Raw genomic sequence first — 19,627 nt, 5'->3', positions numbered from 1 at the left:
GTCGTCTGCGTATTACATTCTTTCCGGAACCTCGATACCTAACAGCGACATGGCCGACTTAACGACCTTCGCTACGTTAGCGGAGAGGACAAGGCGGAATTTCTTCACTTCCTCGTTTTCTTCGCGCAGGATGGAGAAGTCGTGGTAGAACTGGTTGTATTCTTTTACCAGGTCGTACGTATAGTTGGCGATAAGGGCCGGGCTGTATTCCTTTCCGGCTTCGCGTACGGTTGCTGCATAGTCGGCAGTCATCTGGATCAGGTTTTCTTCCTTTTCGGAGATGTTTGTCGTTGTCGGCAACTGTGCGGGCAGTTCGATACCCTGTTCGGCAGCCTTGCGCAGCACGGAACGGATACGGGCGTAGGTGTACTGGATGAACGGACCTGTGTTGCCGTTGAAGTCAATCGATTCTTTCGGATTGAAAGTCATGTTCTTGCGCGGGTCGACTTTCAGAATGAAATATTTCAGGGAACCGAGTCCGACGATGCGGGCGATGTTTTCGGCTTCTTCCGGTGTCATTTCGTCCAGCTTGCCCAACTCCTGCGAGATTTCGCGGGCCGTACCCACCATTTCCGCCATCAGGTCGTCTGCGTCTACAACCGTTCCTTCGCGGCTCTTCATCTTTCCTTCCGGCAGTTCGACCATACCGTAGGAGAAGTGCACGAGCCCTTTGCCGAACTCGAATCCCAACTTGTCTAACAGGATGGACAACACCTGGAAGTGATAGTTCTGCTCGTTGCCGACAACATAAATCATCTTATTGATCGGGTAGTCGTCGAAACGCAGTTTGGCAGTACCGATATCCTGTGTCATGTAGACGGAAGTTCCGTCGGCGCGAAGCAGAAGCTTTTCGTCCAAACCGTCTTTCGTCAGGTCGGCCCATACCGAACCGTCTTCACGGCGGTAGAAGACGCCTTTATCGAGTCCTTCCAGCACTTTGCCTTTGCCTTCTAAGTAGGTTTGCGATTCGTAATAGATCTTATCGAAGTTAACACCCATCATCTTGTAAGTTTCGTCGAAACCGGCATACACCCAGTTGTTCATCATCTCCCAGAGGGCGCGTACTTCCTTGTCGCCGGCTTCCCATTTGCGAAGCATCTCGCGTGCTTCGGCCATCAGGGGAGAAGCGGCTTCCGCTTCCTCTTTCGTCATGCCGCCTGCTTCGAGGGCGGCTGTCTCTTCTTTCAACTTATTGCTGAACAGAACGTAGAAATCGCCGATCAGGTGGTCGCCTTTCTTGCCGGCTGTTTCGGGAGTGACGCCGTTGCCCCATTTCTGCCAGGCCAGCATGGACTTACAGATGTGGATACCGCGGTCATTGACGATATTGGTCTTGACCACCTTGTTTCCGTTTGCCTTCATGATTTCGGACAGGCTGTAGCCCAACAGGTTGTTGCGCACGTGTCCTAAATGGAGCGGTTTGTTGGTGTTGGGAGAGGAGTATTCGATCATCACTAACGGAGACTGTTCCGTTACAGGCACGATACCGTATGTCGGTTGGCTGTTAATATCATTCAGCAGATCGATCCAGCAGGCGCAGGCGACTGTCAGGTTCAGGAATCCTTTTATCACATTAAATTCGGCAACGGCCGGTTCATGCCCGATGAGGTATTCGCCGATTTCCTGCGCTGTCTGTTCCGGTGATTTCTTCGACATGCGGAGAAACGGAAATACAACTAAGGTCAGATGCCCTTTAAACTCTTTCTTCGTTTTTTGCAGTTGTACCTGGCTGGCGGCAACATCTGCGCCATACAGTTCTTTTATGCCGGCAATGATTGCACCGGTAATCTGTTGTTCGATAACCATATTCGTTCAGTATATGTTCGGATTTATTTTGCCCGCAAAGGTACGGGTTTATTTACAAATAAAAAAGGCATCCTTATGGAGGGTGCCTTTTCCTTTTCGTAAAAATGTAAGACTAACTTACTTAATGAGGTCTGCCAGTTCTGCACCTGCTTTAAATTTAACAGATTTGCGTGCCGGGATTTCAATTGGTTGTTTAGTCTTCGGGTTAACTCCTTTACGTGCGGATTTTTCAGCAACAGAAAAAGATCCGAAACCTAAAAGGGCAACTTTTCCACCTTCCTTTAATTCACTGGATACTGTTTCAACGAAAGCTTCAACAGCTTTTTTAGCATCAACTTTGCTCAAACCGGATTTTTCCGATACAGCACTGATAAATTCTGTTTTGTTCATGATGGTTTGAAAATTAATATATTAAACAAGTTTATTGATAGCCTGAAAAGTTGGTGTCAAATGTAATTCTATTTTAATATATCGCAAAGAAAAAAAGAGTTTTTTTTATTGATTTACTATGTTTTAGTGTTGTTTTGCCAGAAAACTACCAAAATATATTTACCTTTGTCCGTAAATTGATAAATATATGATGAATCAAAATAGCTCGGGATTTCTGAGTAGCATCCCGATGGTTACGAAAAACCTTATCATTATTAACTTGCTTTTTTGGGTAGCGAGTCTTGTTTTACCAAAGGTCGGAATCGACCTGGTCCAGCTGTTCGGACTGCACTTTCCGGGTGTGACGGATTTCTATCCGTTCCAGTTTATCACCTATATGTTCATGCATGATACCCACTCGTTTGCACACGTGTTTTTCAATATGTTCGGTGTGTATATGTTCGGGCGTGTACTGGAGAATGTCTGGGGACCGAAGCGTTTCCTTATCTTTTATATGGTGACAGGTATCGGTGCGGGGATTGCGCAGGAATTGGTTTGGCTCTATTCCGTTCACTCATTCGCAAGCGCCAACGGCCTTACGCTGGCGCAGTTGGTTGCCGGTGATCCTTCGTTGAATTATCTGATTACGATCGGGGCTTCCGGTTCGGTGTTCGGTATTTTGCTGGCTTTTGCCATGCTGTTCCCGAATGTGCCGCTTTATCTGATGTTTATCCCGATTCCTATCAAAGCTAAATACTTCGTGATTTTTTACGGATTGGCCGAGTTGTTTATGGGCGTAGCCAATAATGGCGGCGACTCTGTTGCACATTTCGCACACTTAGGCGGTATGTTCTTCGGTTATTTCCTGGTTCGGTATTGGAAAAAGAATGACTTTAACAATGGGCGATATTTTTAATCTCAAGCAGACCTTCAATTCCGGGAATATCCTGGCGAAGCTGATCTATATCAACGTCGGCCTGTTCGTCGTGATACGGTTGACGAGTGTGATCCTGATGCTGTTCAATCTGGGCGGATTCCCGTTTTTGCAATATTTGCAGATGCCGTCGTCTCCTGACCTGTTGTTGTACAGGCCCTGGACGATCTTTACCTATATGTTCACGCACTTCGACTTCCTGCATATCCTGTTCAATATGCTTTGGTTGTACTGGTTCGGCGGACTGTTCCTGAATTTCTTCAGTGAACGCCAGTTAGGCGGCCTGTATTTGCTGGGCGGTATTGCCGGCGCGGTGTTGTTCCTGTTGGCTTACAATATATTCCCTTATTTCCGCAGTGTCGCCGCCTATAGCTATTTGATGGGGGCTTCGGCTTCGGTGATGGCGATTGTTTTTGCCGTATCCTTCTATCGGAAGGACTTGGAGATCGGCCTGTTCCTGATCGGAAGGGTCAAACTGATTTATCTGGCTCTGTTCACCTTCGTGATCGACCTGTTGGCCATTACTTCTACGAATGCCGGCGGCCATATCGCCCATATCGGAGGTGCCCTGTTCGGCATCTGGTTTGCCATGCGGATTAAGGAAGGAAAAGACCTGACAGCTCCGATGAACCGCCTGATCGACTGGGTGGTGAATCTGGGAAAACGAAAACCGAAGATGCGTGTGACTTATAAACGTGCGGAGACCGATTATGAATATAATGCCCGTAAGAACCGCGAAACAGCAGATCTGGATGCAATATTGGACAAATTGAAACGTTCTGGTTACGAAAGCCTCTCGGCCGAAGAAAAGAAAAAACTATTTGATGCCAGCAAGAAATGAGCGAGCGGTTTAAAGCGATCAAGATCCTGTTTAAGTCTGTAGTCGGAACAGCCAATGTGATAGTCATCCTGCTGTTCATCGCTTCGGCTTTCTCTGACAGGGTTTCACCGGACAGGAGTGTGTTTTTCTCTTATCTGGGCTTGGGATTTCCTGTGCTTTGCATCTTGAACCTGTGCTTTGTCATTTATTGGCTGTTTCTTTGGGAATGGCGTTTCGTGTTGATCGGGCTTTGTTCGTTTCTGATCTGTAAAGGGCCTGTCACCCATTATTTCCCGTTTCATAATAAAGTGGAGGATGTCCCGAAAGAAAACGTGCTGAAGGTCTTGACATATAATGTGATGGCTTTCGGATATAAAGATCACTCCGAAGATTCGCCGAACCCCATATTAAGGTATATCGCCAACTCGGGAGCGGATATTGTCTGCTTGCAGGAATACGCAGTCGGGACTTCCGACCGGTTCCTGACAAACCGGAAAGTAGCCAATGCCCTGAAGATGTACCGCTACCGCTCGATTTTACCCGTCGGGAGATCCGGAACGCTTACCTTTAATATTGCCGTGTTTTCCAAATATCCGATATCCAAGTCCCGCAAGATCAAGTATGAAAGCTCGTTCAACGGTTCTTCCATCCATGAACTGGACATAAACGGGAAGAAGCTGACCTTGATCAACAATCATTTAGAGTCGTTTAAACTGACGACGGAGGACAGAAGTCATTATTCCGCTTTCATCAAGAATATGAATTCGGAAACACTCGACGGCCTGAAAAACTCCATCGAGCAGAAGCTTGGCCCGGCTTTCCGGATACGCGCCCGCCAGGCAAGAGCTGTGGCCGAAGAGATTAAAAAGATCGATACGGATTACGTATTGGTTTGCGGCGACTTCAACGATACGCCGATTTCTTATGCACACCGTGTGATTCAAGGTCCGTTGACGGATGCTTATGCAGCTTCCGGTCGTGGCGCCGGAATTACTTATAATGAAAACTTCTTTTGGTTCCGGATTGACAATATCCTGCATTCTGCCAATATAAAACCGATTAACTGTACAGTCGATAAGGTGCACTATTCCGACCACTATCCGTTGTGGTGCCTTTTACAATTGAAAATTGAGAATTGAGAATTTGTTAGATTTGCCATCAGGATATTCATAGAAAAGCGTATCTTTGTCTGTAAGGTGATTCAATTAAAATCCGTTATCATGAGCAACAAGATTTACCCTATCGGCGTCCAGAACTTCGAGAAGATTCGGAGAGACGGTTATTTTTATGTAGACAAGACTGCCCACGTCTACCAACTGGCAAAAAGCGGAAGTTACTATTTCCTGAGCCGCCCGCGCCGTTTTGGAAAGAGCCTGTTGCTGTCTACTTTGGAAGCCTATTTCGAGGGGAAGAAAGAGCTCTTTGCCGGACTGGCCATCGAGCGGTTGGAAAAAGATTGGAATCGCTACCCGGTTCTGCATCTTGATTTGAATGCCCGCCAATATGAAAATATAGGATCGCTTTTGGAAGAATTGAATAAATACCTTGAAATTTGGGAGCAGGCATATGACAGCCCATTCGGAGACCGTAAGCCGGAGGAACGTTTCTTTCAGGTGATTCGCCGGGCTTATGAGAAAACCGGACAACGCGTTGTGGTTTTGATAGACGAATATGACAAACCCTTGTTGCAGGCAATCGGGAAACCGGAATTGCAGGAAGCCTATCGCAGTTTGTTGAAAGCTTTCTATGGCGTGATGAAAAGCGCGGACGGTTATATCCGTTTTGCGATGCTGACAGGTGTGACCAAGTTCAGCAAAGTGAGCGTGTTCAGTGACCTGAATAACTTGAAAGACATATCGATGCACAGGGAGTTTGTTGATGTATGTGGCATTACGGAAAAAGAGTTGCATGAAAACTTGGAATCGGAATTGCATGAATTGAGCGACTCTCTGAATATGGATTACAACAAAGTTTGCCAAGAGATGAAACGGCGCTACGATGGCTACCACTTCGCGGCAGATACGGTCGGGCTTTATAACCCGTTTAGCCTGTTGAATACTTTTGATGCGGAGCAATTTGGCAGCTATTGGTTTGCGACCGGTACGCCATCCTATTTAGTGGAACTCCTGAAACGCAACCATTACGATTTGGATCGTTTGGCGCATGAAGAGACCGATGCTGAAACGCTCGACGGCGTGGATTCGGTCGACTCTGATCCGATCCCGGTAATCTATCAGAGTGGCTATCTGACGATCAAGGGGTATGACGCGGAATTTGGTATGTATCGGCTGGGTTTTCCTAATTTAGAAGTCGAAGAGGGGTTTGTCAAATATCTATTGCCCTTTTATACAAATGTCAGCGCTTCAAAAACACCATTTGAAATCAGCCGTTTTATTCGGGAAATCCGTTCCGGTGATTACGATGCTTTCTTCCGTCGTTTGCAAGGTTTCTTTGCCGACACCCCTTACGAAACGGTTACCGGTTTGAAGCCTGAGCGTGATACGGAACTGCATTATCAAAACGTCCTGTTTATCGTCTTCCGTCTGATAGGACTATATACAAAGGTGGAGTACCATACGAACCGGGGACGTATCGACTTGGTCTTGCAAACGGATCGTTATATCTATGTGATGGAGTTCAAGTTGAATGGAACGGCAGAGGAGGCATTGCATCAAATCAACGAAAAACAATACGGCCAAGCTTTTGCCGCCGATGGCCGGCAGATCATCAAAATCGGTGTGAATTTTTCATCCGAAACCCGTAATATCGAAAAGTGGGTAGTTTCCTAATTTAATTCAAGCAATCATGACAAGCACAATCTTTCTTACAGTAGCCATTGTTGCTACGGCAATCTTTCTGATCCAGTTTATAGTCTCCATCTTTTTTGGCGATATCGATACGGATGTCGATGTCGATGCAGACCTTGGCAGTATCTTGTCCTTTAAGGGATTGACACATTTCTGCATCGGAATGGGCTGGTATATGTATATCTCGCAAGGAACGGATATCACGTCGTATGCCATCGGTATTCTGGTCGGCCTTATCTTTGTTCTGGTTCTTTGGTATCTGTATAAAAAGGCCTGGCAATTGCAGAAAGAGAACAAGCCGGAGAAGTTGGAAGCCTTGCAGGGACGCGAATGTACGATCTATGCACACGACGGTGAACGTTATGTCGTGCAGGTCGCTGTCAACGGCGCCTTGCGTGAAATGGATGTCCGTTCGCTCGAGGACAGGAAATATCAGACCGGCGACCGGACTATGATTGTCAAGGTGGAATCAGGAATTATGTATATTCAATAAATAACAAATCTATTAGAATTATGACACAGGAGATGTTAATCATGGTTGCCATACTGGTTGTGGTGGTCATTATTTCGTTTATCGGTATCCTATCCCGTTATCGGAAATGTAAGAGTGATGAGGTGTTGGTCGTCTATGGTAAGACCTCCGGGGAAAAGTCAGCCAAGCTTTATCATGGTGGCGCCGCCTTTGTATGGCCGATTATCCAGGGATATGAATTCCTTTCCATGAAACCGTTGCAGATCGACTGTAAGTTGACCGGAGCCTTGTCCGCCCAGAATATCCGCGTGGATGTGCCGACAACTATTACGGTTGCGATCAGTACCGATCCCGAAGTTATGCAGAACGCTGCCGAACGTCTGCTCGGATTGCAGTCGGAAGATAAGCAGAATCTGATTACGGATGTCGTTTACGGACAGATGCGTCTGGTGATTGCCGATATGACGATTGAAGAATTGAACTCCGACCGCGATAAGTTCCTGTCCAAAGTGCGTGAGAATATCGATACGGAACTCCGGAAGTTCGGTCTTTACCTGATGAATATCAATATCAGTGATATTCGCGACGCAGCCAACTACATCGTCAACCTCGGTAAAGAAGCCGAAAGTAAAGCGTTGAACGAGGCGCAGGCAAACATCGAAGAACAGGAAAAGTTAGGAGCGATCAAGATCGCCAACCAGATAAAGGAACGCGAGACAAAGGTCGCCGAAACCCGCAAGGACCAGGATATCGCCATTGCGGAAACCAAGAAGCAGCAGGAAATATCGGTGGCGAATGCCGACAAAGACCGTATTTCGCAGGTCGCTATTGCCAATGCCGAAAAGGAATCGCAGGTAGCCAAGGCGGAAGCCGAGAAGAACATCAATATCGAGAAAGCCAATACCGAGAAGGAAAGCCGCATTGCCGAACTGAATTCCGATATGGAGATCAAGAAAGCCGATGCCGGGAAGAAAGCCGCCATCGGACGTAACGAAGCCGGCAAAGATATCGCCCTCTCCAATTCGGAACTTGCCGTCACACAGGCGGATGCCGATAAGAAAGCCGGTGAAGCCGCTGCCCGTTCGGAAGCCTCGGTTCAGGCTGCCCGCGAAATAGCCCAGAAAGAAGTGGAAGAAGCAAAGGCTAAAAAGGTCGAATCTGCTTTGAAAGCCCAAAAGATCGTTCCTGCCGAAATCGCTAAACAGGAAGCGATCCTCCAGGCGGATGCCGTAGCCGAAAAGACAATCCGCGAGGCTGAAGCGCGTGCAAAAGCCCTGTTGGCGCAAGCCGAAGCCGAAGCTGCTGCCATCCGCATGAAGCTGGAAGCCGAAGCCGACGGTAAGAAGAAGTCATTGCTGGCCGAAGCCGATGGTTTCAAGGCGATGGTCGAAGCGGCCGAATCCAACCCGGCCATTGCGATCCAGTATAAGATGGTCGACCAGTGGAAAGAGATTGCCGGCGAGCAAGTGAAAGCATTCGAACACATCAACCTCGGAAACATCACCGTCTTTGACGGCGGAAACGGTGCTACCGGCAACTTCCTGAACCAATTGGTCAAGACTGTCGCCCCAAGCCTCGGTGTCTTGGACAAACTGCCGATCGGCGAAACCGTCAAGAACATCATCAACCCGGAAGAGAAAGGCAAGGACGAAAAGACAGCCGGTAAATGATGATTTTCGGTGAGATAACTGTAGAGATGCACGGCTGTGCATCTCTCATTTCCATGCCCATGCATTTCCGATTCCATGCCCATGCATTTCCGATTCCATGCCCATGGAAAATAAAATCCATGCCTATGTATTTATACGCGTGTGAACATTATAAGGAAAAGTGATGTTTGCAGACGAATATAGCCCTTATTGATATGTTAACAAAGTGTAAAGAATGGGGCGTTTTCTATTTTTTACTTGACAAACGCTTTTTCAGGGCTTATATTTGTATTGTAATCATAACCGAATAATCGACTATGAAAACAGATATTAACTGAATTAATTAACTGCAAATCCAACATTTTACAACAATGAATTTTAATATCATGAACACAAAAAACAACGCTTTTCCTTATGCCGCAGGCTCTCTTTTGCCGTTGATTTTAATCAACGGATGAATGAATTTCCGGCTCTTGTTCCCGCGCTTGACGCGGGATCGCAGAAGAACATCTCTTATCAATCATCGCAATTCATAATTCAAAATTCATAATTAATCATGGCACGTCCAATTAAAAAAGGTTTAGATTATTTCCCTGTAGATACGAATATATTAAGAGATTTAAAGATCCGTCGTGTAAAACGAGAATATGGTGCGGAATCATTTCTTTTATATATGACAATTCTTTGTGATATTTATGCGAATGGTTACTATCTGGCGGCAAATGACGATTATTTATTCGATCTGTCGGAACAAGTCCAGATACCGGAAAGCAGGGTATTGGATATCTTGTTGTTAATGGTCGATGTCGGGTTGTTCGACTCTGCTTTATTCGTGGAAAAGCGGGTTTTGACTTCTCTGTCTGTCCAGAAGCGTTATTTTCTGGCAAAGACCAAAAAGCCGGAAATGTTCGACAGCAAGGAGCGTTCATATTTATTAATGGGGGTTAATGAGCTGATAACCCCGGTTATCTCCCCCAAAACCCCGGTTATTTGCCCGGAAACTCCCCAAAAAGAGGGTTTAAGTACACAAAGTAAAGTAAAGGAAAATAAAATAAAAATAAATACAAATCAAACTACACTCACTCCGTTCGTTCCGCAGGCGAGTGGGCGCGAGCAATGGGAGATTTGGAAAAATGAATTATTGGAAGATGAAGATTGGCGGGCATCCGCTGTCAGGCAATCAGGAGAAGGTATCGGGTTTAACGAGATGCTTCCCGGCAAGTTGAATGAGTTTTGCGATTTTATTGTTTCGAGCGGAGAACAAGATACTGTCGGACACAAAAAAGATTTTACCCGCCGTTTCCATTACTGGCAGTCGAATCATGGAACGAAGAAAAAATTTGCGCGGGCGGCTCAACCTGAAAGAAAGTCGAAAATACAAGAGGCTATCGAATTGGGAGATGCCGTTGTCGAGAATGCTAAAAGACTCGGGCTTATATGAATGCCGATGGACGAGGAAACACGCCAGCATTTCGTTAAACGGAGGCAATGACGGGACCGCTTAAGCGTTTTCTGACAAACTAAGAGCTATTAATGTACAGAAACTACACGTTATGCGACATAAATCAACTCCGCTTCCGGAGGCTGTTGTAACTTTGTGGCATGAAATTGAAAAGCAACAGCCTCCATGAAGGTCATTATTCCGCTTCGTTCACCGCATCCAGGATGTCGGCGAACAGATTCTCTACGAAGAAAAACGTTGCGTTGCAGAAGAGCTTCGGATCTTTGATCAGGGCGACCGTATTGCTTTTCCCGTTGTTGGCAATTACGCTTTCTGCCGAATAGGTCTTGAACTTCTTATTGTTCTCCGGATCGTACTGGTAGACAATGTTGCCGACTTCCGCCGAATAGCTGTTGTCGTGGCAGGAGATCTTCATCTTGTATTTGATGATCGTTTTGTCCGTATCGTTCAACAGTAATTCGACTTTGGAAGAAACGTTGATGATCCCTTTGGACTTCTTGGAGTTGACATTCGACAGGAATACGTCTTTGCCGTAATTCTTTTTCGCCCACTTTTCGATGACGTCGAATATCTGGACCTGGTTCATATCTTTTACATGGACGGTGTCGCGATAGCATACTTTCCCGTCTTTCATCGGGGCGCATTCTTCGACTTCGCCCTTATGTCCCTGTGCCATAGTTAGCACAGGGAACATAATCAATATAAGGATAATCAGCTTTTTCATATAATCCGAATTATTTCATCCATACATTAATAATCTCTCCAATGACAGTCATCTGCTGTCCTTCGGCTGTTTCGCCCTGCTTGCGGCAGTCGATGATCAACCAAGCGTCTCCGTTCTCGCCTTTCTTGAAGAAAGAGAGGCTGTAGGTGTCGTTGTCTCCTATTTCCTTATAAACAGGGCTGTCTTTGCCGATTGCGATGGAAGCAATCGATTTGCCGAACATATTGCCTGTGCCTTTCCAGACGGCAGATGTCTCTTTCGTATCCGGTTTGCCGGCCGGTGCAACCTGCATATCGCTTTCGGGCAACATTTGTAAGATGGTAGACGGAACTTTGTCGGCAGCAAAGGCTACATAACCTTCTTTTACCGGAGCCGGAGCAACAGGAGTGGCCGCCGGAGCTGTTACCGGTGCTACTGGCGTTACGGTCCGTGCCGGAGCAACCGGTGCGGCCGGAACTGTCTGGATGCCAAAGGCTGCCGATGCGGAGGCAAACATCTCGTCGACGAAATCGACTGTTTTGGTACGGAACTTGCCGTTGCCGCGGTTCAACTTGGTTTTATCCTTATTCAAGCAATATTTGTCTGTAATCCATTCTTCGGCTGTATATTTTTCCGGTTCGCGCTGGTATGATACATTATATTCATAGCGGATACCGGCAACTTTCATGATCGCCTTTCCGTTTTCGCATTCCATTGTGACGCGATAGTTCATTATGGAACGGTCCAGCGACAGGGCTGTGTTCTGGAACACCAGGTAAACCTGTCCTACGGCAGCGATATCTCCTTTCGAACGGTCGGAATAGACGACGCGGTTGCCGTCTTCGCTGAAAAATCCGTTGGCCCAATCCAACATTCTGTTATATACTTCATCCTTAGAAAAAGAGGAGGCGTTTATCTCTTGAGTAAATACGACTTTACCATTCTCAACGGGAACGGCTCCGGCCAAATACTTGGAATCATCCTGAGCCCAGAGAAGGCTTGGGATAAATAGTGCTAATAATAAAAGATGCTTCATGGTCATTATTTCTATGTTTTTTACGGGCAAAGATATATAATTGTGGCTGAAATAAACTAAGAGTGTGACAAATAAATTAATCTAATTACTGTTGGACAAAGAAAAAAAGGCTATATTTGCACCCTGTGAAAAAACGAATAATAACATAAACATAAGATTCAAATGCAAAACAAAGGATTTGTAAAGGTCTTTGCGGTGTTACTTACGCTTGTCTGTCTGTTTTATCTGTCATTCTCGTTTGTGACAAGACACTACAACAGTAAAGCCGCTGAGTATGCAGGTGGAGATCCGGTGAAAGAGAGTTCTTATTTGGACTCGTTATCTACTCAGAAGGTGTGGCTGGGCTATACGCTCAAGCAGTGCCGTGAAATGGAAATCAGTTTAGGACTTGACTTGAAGGGCGGTATGAACGTCGTTCTGGAGTTGAATGTGGCCGATGTCATTCGCTCGCTTTCAAACAACAACCAGGATGAGAACTTCAACAAAGCATTGGATTTGGCCTATGCGCACCAGGCAACAAGTCAGAAGGACTTCATTGATCTGTTTGCAGAAGAGTATAAGAAGTTAGATAATGGCGCCCGTTTATCCGCCATATTCAGTACTTTCGAATTGAAAGATAAAATCACTCCCCAGAGTACGGATGCGCAGGTTGTCTCTGTGTTGAAGGACGAACTGAAGAGCGCTATCGATAATTCATTTAACGTATTGCGTACCCGTATCGACCGTTTCGGTGTTGTATCTCCGAACATCCAGCGTCTGGAAACAGCCGGTCGTATTCTGGTTGAACTTCCGGGTGTGAAAGAACCGGAACGTGTACGTAAATTGTTACAGGGTAGTGCAAACCTGGAATTCTGGGAAACATATAACTTGCCGGAAATCTACCAGCAGTTGGTTGCTGCCGATAACGTATTGGCAACTGTTCTGAAATCAGAAGATTCTGCTGCTGCTACGGAAAGCACAGACGCTGTCGTTGCTGAAACAACGGAAACAACAACAGCCGCCCCTGCTGAAACAACTAACGACGCAGACTCTTTGTTGGCTAAGATTGGTGAAGATAAACCTGAAACACAAGCTGCCTTGAGCCGGGAGGAATTTGCAAAACAGCATCCGTTGTTCGCACTTTTGCAGATCAACCAGTATAACGGTCAGTTGGCTTCTGGTCCGGTTGTCGGTATCGCTGACAAGAAGGATATTGCCAAGATCAATGAATACCTGAACATGAAGCAGGTAAAAGATATCCTGCCGCGTAACCTTTCTTTGAAATGGGGTGTTAAGGCGCTTGACGAAAAAGAACAGTATTTCTACTTATATGCTATCAAGATGACTAACCGTGACGGAACGCCTGCCTTAGGTGGTGACGTTGTTACGGATGCCAACGCCGACTTCGTTCAGCAGGCAGGTCGTTCGGAACAGCAGGTTAGTATGACGATGAACGCAGAAGGTGCCAAAGCATGGGCCCGTCTGACGAAAGAAAATATCGGCAAGGCTGTCGCTATCGTTCTGGATGATATGGTTTATTCTGCTCCGAACGTACAGGTGGAAATCACCGGCGGACGTTCTCAGATTACCGGTCACTTTACTCCGGAAGAAGCGAAGGACTTGGCAAACGTATTGAAGTCTGGTAAGATGGCTGCTTCCGTACAGATCGTACAGGAAGACGTTGTCGGTCCGTCTTTGGGTCAGGAAGCTATTAACGCCGGTGTGATTTCATTTGCATTGGCTTTGATCCTGTTGATGATTTATATGTGCGCATTCTACGGAATCATTCCGGGTCTGATTGCCGACGGCGCTCTGGTGTTGAACATTTTCTTCACGATGGGTATCCTTGCATCTTTCCAGGCTGTTCTTACTCTGCCGGGTATCGCCGGTATGGTGTTGACGTTAGGTATGGCGGTCGATGCTAACGTGTTGATTTACGAACGTACAAAAGAAGAACTTCGTGCCGGTAAGTCATTGGGCAAAGCTATTGCCGATGGTTACGGTAACGCCTTCTCCGCTATCTTCGACTCAAACTTGACATCCATTATCACAGGTATTGTATTGTTCTACTTCGGTACAGGTCCTATCCGCGGTTTCGCTACGACAATGATTATCGGTTTGGTTGCTTCTTTCTTGACAGCAGTCTTCCTGACTCGTATCGTTTACGAAGCGCTGTTGGCTAAAGACAAACTGAAGAACGTGACATTTACGACTTCTATCACAAAAGACCTGTTGACGAATCCGAAGATCAACTTCCTGGCAGCTCGCAAGGTGGGTTATCTGATTCCTGCCGGTATCATCGTTTTAGGGGCTATCTCCATGTCGACAATCGGTTTGAACAACGGTATTGACTTCACGGGTGGACGTAACTATGTAGTTCGTTTCGACCAGGATGTGAAGACGGACGAGGTTCGTGATATGCTGGATGCACAGTTAGACGGTTCCGTTAGCGTTATCCAGATCGGTACTCCGGACCAGGTTCGTGTTTCTACCAACTATAAGATTGATGACAGCGACCCGTCGGTTGACCAGGAAATCGAAACAAAATTGTTCGAAGGCGTTAAGTCACTGCTTCCGGCAGGAACGACACTGGATCAGTTCACCGGCCAGTATATCCAGAGTTCTCAGAAAGTAGGACCGAGCATGGCTGACGATATTAAGAATGCAGCTATCCTGGCAGTTATCTTTGCCATGATCTGTATGGCTGCTTATATCCTGCTTCGTTTCCGCGACATCTCTTTCTCTGTAGGTGCATTCGCTTCCGTAGCTGTAACAACTTTGTGTATCATTTCATTCTACACATTGCTCTGGAAGGTATTACCGTTCTCTATGGAGGTTGACCAGACGTTTATCGCGGCTATCCTGACGATTATCGGTTACTCTATCAACGATACCGTGGTTGTATTCGACCGTATCCGTGAAACGATCGGTCTGTATCCGAAACGTGACCGCTACCAGGTGATCAACGACGCTTTGAACTCTACCCTGTGTCGTACGTTCAATACATCATTGACAACGTTGGTGGTTGTGTTGTGTATCTTCATCCTCGGTGGTGCTACAATCCGTAGCTTTACGTTTGCCATCTTGTTGGGTATCATTATCGGTACATATTCGACTCTGTTCGTAGCAACTCCTATCGCTTACGAATTGCAGAAGAAAAAGATCAATAAGAAAGCGGCTGCTGAAGCTGGTAAATAAGAAATTGTTGTGATTCGATATAAAAAGGCTGTTCCTTTCGGGGAACGGCCTTTTTTTGTGCTTCTAAACATAAGACGTCCGGTTGGCAAGATGAAAGAGAATGATTATCTTGTAGGCCTCTTACATTGATAATTGCTTACATATTGTAAGCAACACCTTAAAAGATTATGTTATGGAAGTACGCCTGAGTAACCAATTGCCGGATTATCCTTCTTTTATCGCCGGTATTCGCCGCGCCCCCGATCGCGGCTATTCACTTACGCCTGCACAGACAGAGACTGCTTTGAAGAATGCACTCCGTTACATTCCGGAAGAGTTGCATGAAACGCTGGCTCCCGAGTTTATGGAAGAATTGCTGACCCGTGGCCGAATCTACGGATACCGTTACCGGCCGCAAGGCGACCTGAAAGCAAAAACCATAGATCAATACAAAGGAAATTGCCTGGAAGGGAAAGCCTTTCAGGTGATGATCGACAATAATCTCTGTTTCGACATCGCCCTTTATCCGTATGAACTGGTTACGTATGGCGAGACGGGACAGGTCTGCCAGAACTGGATGCAGTACCGCCTGATCAAACAATATCTTGAAATACTGACGACTGAACAGACGCTTGTGATCGAGTCCGGGCATCCGTTGGGATTGTTCCGTTCGCGGCCGGACGCTCCGCGTGTCATCATCACTAACTCGATGATGGTCGGTATGTTCGACAACCAGAAAGACTGGCATGTCGCCGCCCAGATGGGAGTCGCCAACTACGGACAGATGACGGCGGGCGGTTGGATGTATATCGGTCCGCAGGGAATCGTACACGGCACATTCAATACGCTGTTGAATGCCGGACGTAAGAAGTTAGGCATTCCGCAGGATCAGGATTTGCGCGGACATCTCTTTGTCTCTTCCGGCCTTGGCGGCATGAGTGGCGCACAACCGAAAGCGGCTGTCATTGCCGGCGTTGCCAGTATCATTGCAGAAGTAGACAGTTCCCGCATAGAAACCCGCCATTCGCAAGGCTGGGTGCAGCATGTAACCGCCGATAAAGCGGAAGCCTTCCGCATGGCGCAAGAGGCGATGCAGGCGAAAGAACCGATATCCGTTGCCTATCATGGCAATATCGTAGACCTGTTGGAATATGCCGAGGCGCAGTCTATCAGGATCGACCTGCTGAGTGACCAGACTTCCTGCCATGCCGTTTACGAAGGCGGCTATTGCCCTGCCGGAATCTCTTTTGGCGAGCGTACGGAATTGCTTTCACGCGATCCGGATAAGTTCTGCTCGCTGGTCGACGCTTCCCTCCGCCGCCATTTCGAGGTGATCCGGAAGCTTGTGGCCCGCGGCACTTATTTCTTCGACTACGGCAACTCGTTTATGAAAGCGATTTACGATGCCGGAGTGACGGAAATCTCCCGCAACGGTGTGGACGAGAAGGACGGCTTTATCTGGCCTTCATACGTCGAGGATATTATGGGACCGGAACTGTTCGACTACGGTTACGGGCCTTTCCGCTGGGTTTGCCTGAGCGGAAAGCATGAGGATCTGGTGAAGACCGACCATGCCGCAATGGATTGTATCGACCCGACCCGGCGCGGACAGGATCTGGACAACTACAACTGGATCCGCGATGCCGAGAAGAACCGCTTGGTTGTCGGCACCCAGGCACGCATTCTTTACCAGGATGCCGAGGGAAGACTGAATATCGCCCTCCGCTTCAACCGCATGGTGCGCGATGGGGAAGTAGGGCCGATTATGCTCGGACGCGACCATCATGATGTGAGCGGGACGGATTCGCCTTTCCGGGAAACATCCAATATATACGATGGCAGCAACGTCATGGCCGATATGGCTGTACAATGCTTTGCCGGGAATGCGGCGCGGGGCATGAGCCTTGTCGCCCTCCATAACGGCGGCGGGGTTGGCATCGGAAAGGCGATAAACGGCGGCTTCGGCATGGTGCTCGACGGAAGCGAGCGGGTGGATGAAATACTCCGTTCTGCCATGATCTGGGATGTGATGGGAGGCGTGGCACGCCGTTCGTGGGCGCGTAATCCGAATGCCCTCTCCACCAGTGCCGCCTTTAATGAGAAGTATGACGGCGGTTATCATATCACCTTGCCTTTTATCCCGAAAGAAGATTTAATTCAACATATTGTACGTACCTCTTTAAAACACAAATCATGAGTACTTGGAGCAAAATAATGGAATGTGTCCCCAACTTCAGTGAGGGAAGAGATCTGGCGAAAATAGAGAAGATCGTAGACAAGTTTCGCGCCAAAGCCGGTGTAAAGCTATTGGATTATAGCAACGACGAAGACCACAACCGCTTGGTCGTGACAGTAGTCGGCGAACCGGAAGCCCTGAAGGATGCCCTGTTGGAAGCAGTCGGGCAGGCTGTGGAACTGATAGACCTGACGAAACATTCAGGGCAGCATCCCCGGATGGGAGCGGTCGATGTCGTTCCTTTCATCCCGATCCGGGGCTGTACGATGGACGAAGCGATTGCGCTCTCTAAGGAAGTCGGCGAGAAGGTTGCCGCCCTCTATCATGTTCCTGTCTTCCTCTATGAGAAATCCGCTTCGGCTCCCCATCGTGAGAACTTGGCGGCTATCCGTAAAGGAGAGTTCGAGGGAATGGAAGAGAAGATCAGGTTGCCGGAATGGAAACCCGATTTTGGTCCTGCCGAACGGCATCCGACAGCCGGAACAGTTGCGATCGGCGCCCGTATGCCGTTAGTGGCTTACAACGTCAATTTAGGTACGGCAAATTTAGAAATAGCAAGCAACATTGCAAAGAAGATACGCTTTATCGGTGGCGGCCTCCGCTATTGCAAGGCGATGGGAGTGGAGCTGAAGGAACGCGGCATCGTGCAGGTTTCGATCAACATGACCGACTATACCCGCACGGCTCTTTACCGCGCTTTTGAGCTGGTGCGCATCGAAGCCCGCCGTTACGGGGTTCCGGTTGTCGGAAGTGAGATTATCGGGCTGGTCCCGATGGAAGCGTTGATCGACACGGCTTCCTACTATTTGGGACTGGAAGACTTTTCAATGAATCAGGTGTTGGAAGCCAGAATAATGGAATAGGTATGGATGACGAAAAGATATTGATACGGAACGCCTCGCAGGTGGTGACCTGTTCCGGATTCGAGGCGAAGAAAGGCGCGGCCATGTCCGATGTCGGTGTGATTGAAGACGGGGCGGTAGCCGTTTCGGGTGGCCTGATTACGCATGTAGGGCCGACCGAAGAGGTAATGAAACAGATCGATGCGTCGGAGTATCTGGAGGTAGACGCTTCCGGACGTGCGTTGCTTCCCGGCTTTGTGGACAGCCATACGCATTTCGTCTTTGGCGGTTATCGTGAGGAAGAGTTCTCCTGGCGGATGAAAGGTGATAGCTATATGTCGATTATGGAACGGGGCGGCGGCATCGTCAATACGATGAACGCCACCAGGCAGGCCAGTTACGACGATCTCTTCGGGGATGCGTACGACCGTCTCGACACGATGATGGATATGGGTGTTACCACCGTCGAAGGGAAAAGCGGATACGGGCTGGACCTGGCGACTGAGCTTATCCAGCTCCGGATCATGAAGGAACTGAACGACGAACATCCGCTGGATGTTGTCTCTACTTTTTTAGGGGCGCATGCTATTCCTCCCGAATTTGCAGGACGCACGGATGCGTATGTCGATTACATAATAGAAGAAGTGTTGCCGCATATCCGCGAAGAACATTCCGTGACCTTCTGCGATGTCTTTTGCGAACAGGGCGTTTTCTCGATCGAGCAAAGCGAACGTCTGCTGAACGCAGCCCGTACACACCGTTTCAAACTGAAGCTCCATGCCGACGAGATCGTCTCTTTCGGAGGAGCCGAGCTGGCTGCCCGGTTGAAAGCCGTCAGTGCCGATCATCTGTTGCACATTTCTGATAACGGCATCAAGCGGTTGGCGCGTTCCGGCACGATTGCGACATTGTTGCCGCTTACCGCCTTCTCGCTGAACGAACCGTATGCCCCGGGACGGCAGATGATAGATGCCGGCTGTGCCGTTGCGTTGGCTTCCGACCTGAACCCCGGAAGCTGTTTCTCCTGTTCGATCCCGCTATTGTTCGCTCTGGCGTGTATCCAAATGAAGCTTTCTCCCGAAGAAGCTTTGACCGCACTTACGATTAACGGAGCGGCTGCTTTGGGACGGGCCAAGAAGATCGGTAGTATCGATGTGGGAAAGAAAGCAGATATGATTCTGCTGAAGTTCCCTTCTTATAAGTTTTTGCCTTATCATGTAGGCATGAACCTGGTAGATACAGTGATCAAAGACGGTGTTCTTTATATCGTATGATAGAATTGGTATTAAATTAAATATTGCGAGTAAATGAAGATTTATCAATGCGTAACAGAGA

The 19,627-nt window shown here is 47.7% G+C and carries 15 protein-coding genes; 11 read left to right on the top strand and 4 right to left on the bottom strand.

Annotation, left to right across the window (positions count from 1 at the left end):
• Nucleotides 1-12 precede the first annotated feature (12 nt).
• Both argS and DWU89_RS08430 read right to left on the bottom strand, forming a co-directional pair.
• A complete protein-coding gene (gene argS / locus DWU89_RS08435) occupies nucleotides 13-1,806 on the bottom strand; it encodes an arginine--tRNA ligase (protein WP_115499210.1) in 1,794 nt (597 codons plus the stop codon).
• A gap of 117 nt (nucleotides 1,807-1,923) precedes the next feature.
• On the bottom strand, nucleotides 1,924-2,196 hold the full coding sequence (locus DWU89_RS08430) for an HU family DNA-binding protein (protein ID WP_115499209.1): 273 nt from the start codon (nucleotides 2,194-2,196) through the stop codon (nucleotides 1,924-1,926).
• 187 nt (nucleotides 2,197-2,383) lie between these two features.
• On the opposite strand from DWU89_RS08430, the gene DWU89_RS08425 reads away from it, so the two are divergent.
• The 7 genes from DWU89_RS08425 (at nucleotide 2,384) to DWU89_RS08395 (ending at nucleotide 10,298) form a co-directional block, all read left to right on the top strand.
• The gene (locus tag DWU89_RS08425; RefSeq protein ID WP_115499208.1) at nucleotides 2,384-3,091 is read left to right on the top strand and encodes a rhomboid family intramembrane serine protease; all 708 of its coding nucleotides are present in this window, start codon (nucleotides 2,384-2,386) and stop codon (nucleotides 3,089-3,091) included.
• Nucleotides 3,075-3,950: a rhomboid family intramembrane serine protease gene (locus tag DWU89_RS08420; RefSeq protein WP_115499207.1), complete on the top strand. Its 876-nt coding sequence runs from the start codon at nucleotides 3,075-3,077 to the stop codon at nucleotides 3,948-3,950. The genes DWU89_RS08425 and DWU89_RS08420 overlap by 17 nt, the downstream gene beginning before the upstream one ends.
• On the top strand, nucleotides 3,947-5,068 hold the full coding sequence (locus DWU89_RS08415; protein ID WP_115499206.1) for an endonuclease/exonuclease/phosphatase family protein: 1,122 nt from the start codon (nucleotides 3,947-3,949) through the stop codon (nucleotides 5,066-5,068). The genes DWU89_RS08420 and DWU89_RS08415 overlap by 4 nt, the downstream gene beginning before the upstream one ends.
• Nucleotides 5,069-5,149: 81 nt before the next feature.
• On the top strand, nucleotides 5,150-6,718 hold the full coding sequence (locus DWU89_RS08410) for an ATP-binding protein (RefSeq protein ID WP_115499205.1): 1,569 nt from the start codon (nucleotides 5,150-5,152) through the stop codon (nucleotides 6,716-6,718).
• A 16-nt stretch (nucleotides 6,719-6,734) separates the two neighbouring features.
• Entirely contained in the window at nucleotides 6,735-7,229 is a 495-nt protein-coding gene (locus DWU89_RS08405; protein ID WP_115499204.1) for a hypothetical protein, read from the top strand.
• A 20-nt stretch (nucleotides 7,230-7,249) separates the two neighbouring features.
• Nucleotides 7,250-8,878 carry a flotillin family protein gene (locus tag DWU89_RS08400; protein WP_115499203.1) on the top strand — a complete coding sequence of 543 codons (1,629 nt, stop codon included), beginning with the start codon at nucleotides 7,250-7,252 and terminating at the stop codon, nucleotides 8,876-8,878.
• Between the two features lie 535 nt (nucleotides 8,879-9,413).
• On the top strand, nucleotides 9,414-10,298 hold the full coding sequence (locus DWU89_RS08395) for a DUF4373 domain-containing protein (protein WP_115499202.1): 885 nt from the start codon (nucleotides 9,414-9,416) through the stop codon (nucleotides 10,296-10,298).
• Nucleotides 10,299-10,494: 196 nt separating this feature from the next.
• Here the strand turns inward: DWU89_RS08395 and DWU89_RS08390 are convergent, their stop codons facing one another.
• Together DWU89_RS08390 and DWU89_RS08385 are read right to left on the bottom strand one after the other, a co-directional pair.
• Nucleotides 10,495-11,043 (bottom strand): DUF4468 domain-containing protein, encoded by a 549-nt coding sequence (locus DWU89_RS08390; RefSeq protein WP_115499201.1) that lies wholly within the window; start codon nucleotides 11,041-11,043, stop codon nucleotides 10,495-10,497.
• Between the two features lie 10 nt (nucleotides 11,044-11,053).
• Nucleotides 11,054-12,058 carry a DUF4468 domain-containing protein gene (locus tag DWU89_RS08385; protein ID WP_115499271.1) on the bottom strand — a complete coding sequence of 335 codons (1,005 nt, stop codon included), beginning with the start codon at nucleotides 12,056-12,058 and terminating at the stop codon, nucleotides 11,054-11,056.
• A 162-nt stretch (nucleotides 12,059-12,220) separates the two neighbouring features.
• Between DWU89_RS08385 and secDF the strand changes: the two genes are divergently transcribed.
• From secDF to hutI, 4 genes are all read left to right on the top strand, one after another.
• Nucleotides 12,221-15,235, top strand: a complete 3,015-nt coding sequence (gene secDF, locus DWU89_RS08380; protein ID WP_115499200.1) for a protein translocase subunit SecDF — start codon at nucleotides 12,221-12,223, stop codon at nucleotides 15,233-15,235.
• A gap of 172 nt (nucleotides 15,236-15,407) precedes the next feature.
• Nucleotides 15,408-17,411 carry a urocanate hydratase gene (locus DWU89_RS08375; protein WP_115499199.1) on the top strand — a complete coding sequence of 668 codons (2,004 nt, stop codon included), beginning with the start codon at nucleotides 15,408-15,410 and terminating at the stop codon, nucleotides 17,409-17,411.
• On the top strand, nucleotides 17,408-18,313 hold the full coding sequence (ftcD, locus tag DWU89_RS08370; RefSeq protein ID WP_115499198.1) for a glutamate formimidoyltransferase: 906 nt from the start codon (nucleotides 17,408-17,410) through the stop codon (nucleotides 18,311-18,313). The genes DWU89_RS08375 and ftcD overlap by 4 nt, the downstream gene beginning before the upstream one ends.
• A gap of 2 nt (nucleotides 18,314-18,315) precedes the next feature.
• Entirely contained in the window at nucleotides 18,316-19,566 is a 1,251-nt protein-coding gene (gene hutI, locus DWU89_RS08365; RefSeq protein WP_115499197.1) for an imidazolonepropionase, read from the top strand.
• Nucleotides 19,567-19,627: the final 61 nt, after the last annotated feature.

The organism is Parabacteroides acidifaciens, assembly GCF_003363715.1.
Classification (GTDB): Bacteria; Bacteroidota; Bacteroidia; order Bacteroidales; family Tannerellaceae; genus Parabacteroides; species Parabacteroides acidifaciens.
Note: the sequence above shows the minus strand (reverse complement) of the source record. Positions and strands in the feature narration are given on the sequence as shown.

Excerpts from the sequence above, each read along its gene's own strand:
- argS (WP_115499210.1), bottom strand. The coding sequence starts at position 1,806 with ATGGTTATCGAACAACAGATTACCGGTGCAATCATTGCCGGCATAAAA.
- DWU89_RS08430 (WP_115499209.1), bottom strand. The coding sequence starts at position 2,196 with ATGAACAAAACAGAATTTATCAGTGCTGTATCGGAAAAATCCGGTTTG.
- DWU89_RS08425 (WP_115499208.1), top strand. The coding sequence starts at position 2,384 with ATGATGAATCAAAATAGCTCGGGATTTCTGAGTAGCATCCCGATGGTT.
- DWU89_RS08420 (WP_115499207.1), top strand. The coding sequence starts at position 3,075 with ATGGGCGATATTTTTAATCTCAAGCAGACCTTCAATTCCGGGAATATC.
- DWU89_RS08415 (WP_115499206.1), top strand. The coding sequence starts at position 3,947 with ATGAGCGAGCGGTTTAAAGCGATCAAGATCCTGTTTAAGTCTGTAGTC.
- DWU89_RS08410 (WP_115499205.1), top strand. The coding sequence starts at position 5,150 with ATGAGCAACAAGATTTACCCTATCGGCGTCCAGAACTTCGAGAAGATT.
- DWU89_RS08405 (WP_115499204.1), top strand. The coding sequence starts at position 6,735 with ATGACAAGCACAATCTTTCTTACAGTAGCCATTGTTGCTACGGCAATC.
- DWU89_RS08400 (WP_115499203.1), top strand. The coding sequence starts at position 7,250 with ATGACACAGGAGATGTTAATCATGGTTGCCATACTGGTTGTGGTGGTC.
- DWU89_RS08395 (WP_115499202.1), top strand. The coding sequence starts at position 9,414 with ATGGCACGTCCAATTAAAAAAGGTTTAGATTATTTCCCTGTAGATACG.
- DWU89_RS08390 (WP_115499201.1), bottom strand. The coding sequence starts at position 11,043 with ATGAAAAAGCTGATTATCCTTATATTGATTATGTTCCCTGTGCTAACT.
- DWU89_RS08385 (WP_115499271.1), bottom strand. The coding sequence starts at position 12,058 with ATGAAGCATCTTTTATTATTAGCACTATTTATCCCAAGCCTTCTCTGG.
- secDF (WP_115499200.1), top strand. The coding sequence starts at position 12,221 with ATGCAAAACAAAGGATTTGTAAAGGTCTTTGCGGTGTTACTTACGCTT.
- DWU89_RS08375 (WP_115499199.1), top strand. The coding sequence starts at position 15,408 with ATGGAAGTACGCCTGAGTAACCAATTGCCGGATTATCCTTCTTTTATC.
- ftcD (WP_115499198.1), top strand. The coding sequence starts at position 17,408 with ATGAGTACTTGGAGCAAAATAATGGAATGTGTCCCCAACTTCAGTGAG.
- hutI (WP_115499197.1), top strand. The coding sequence starts at position 18,316 with ATGGATGACGAAAAGATATTGATACGGAACGCCTCGCAGGTGGTGACC.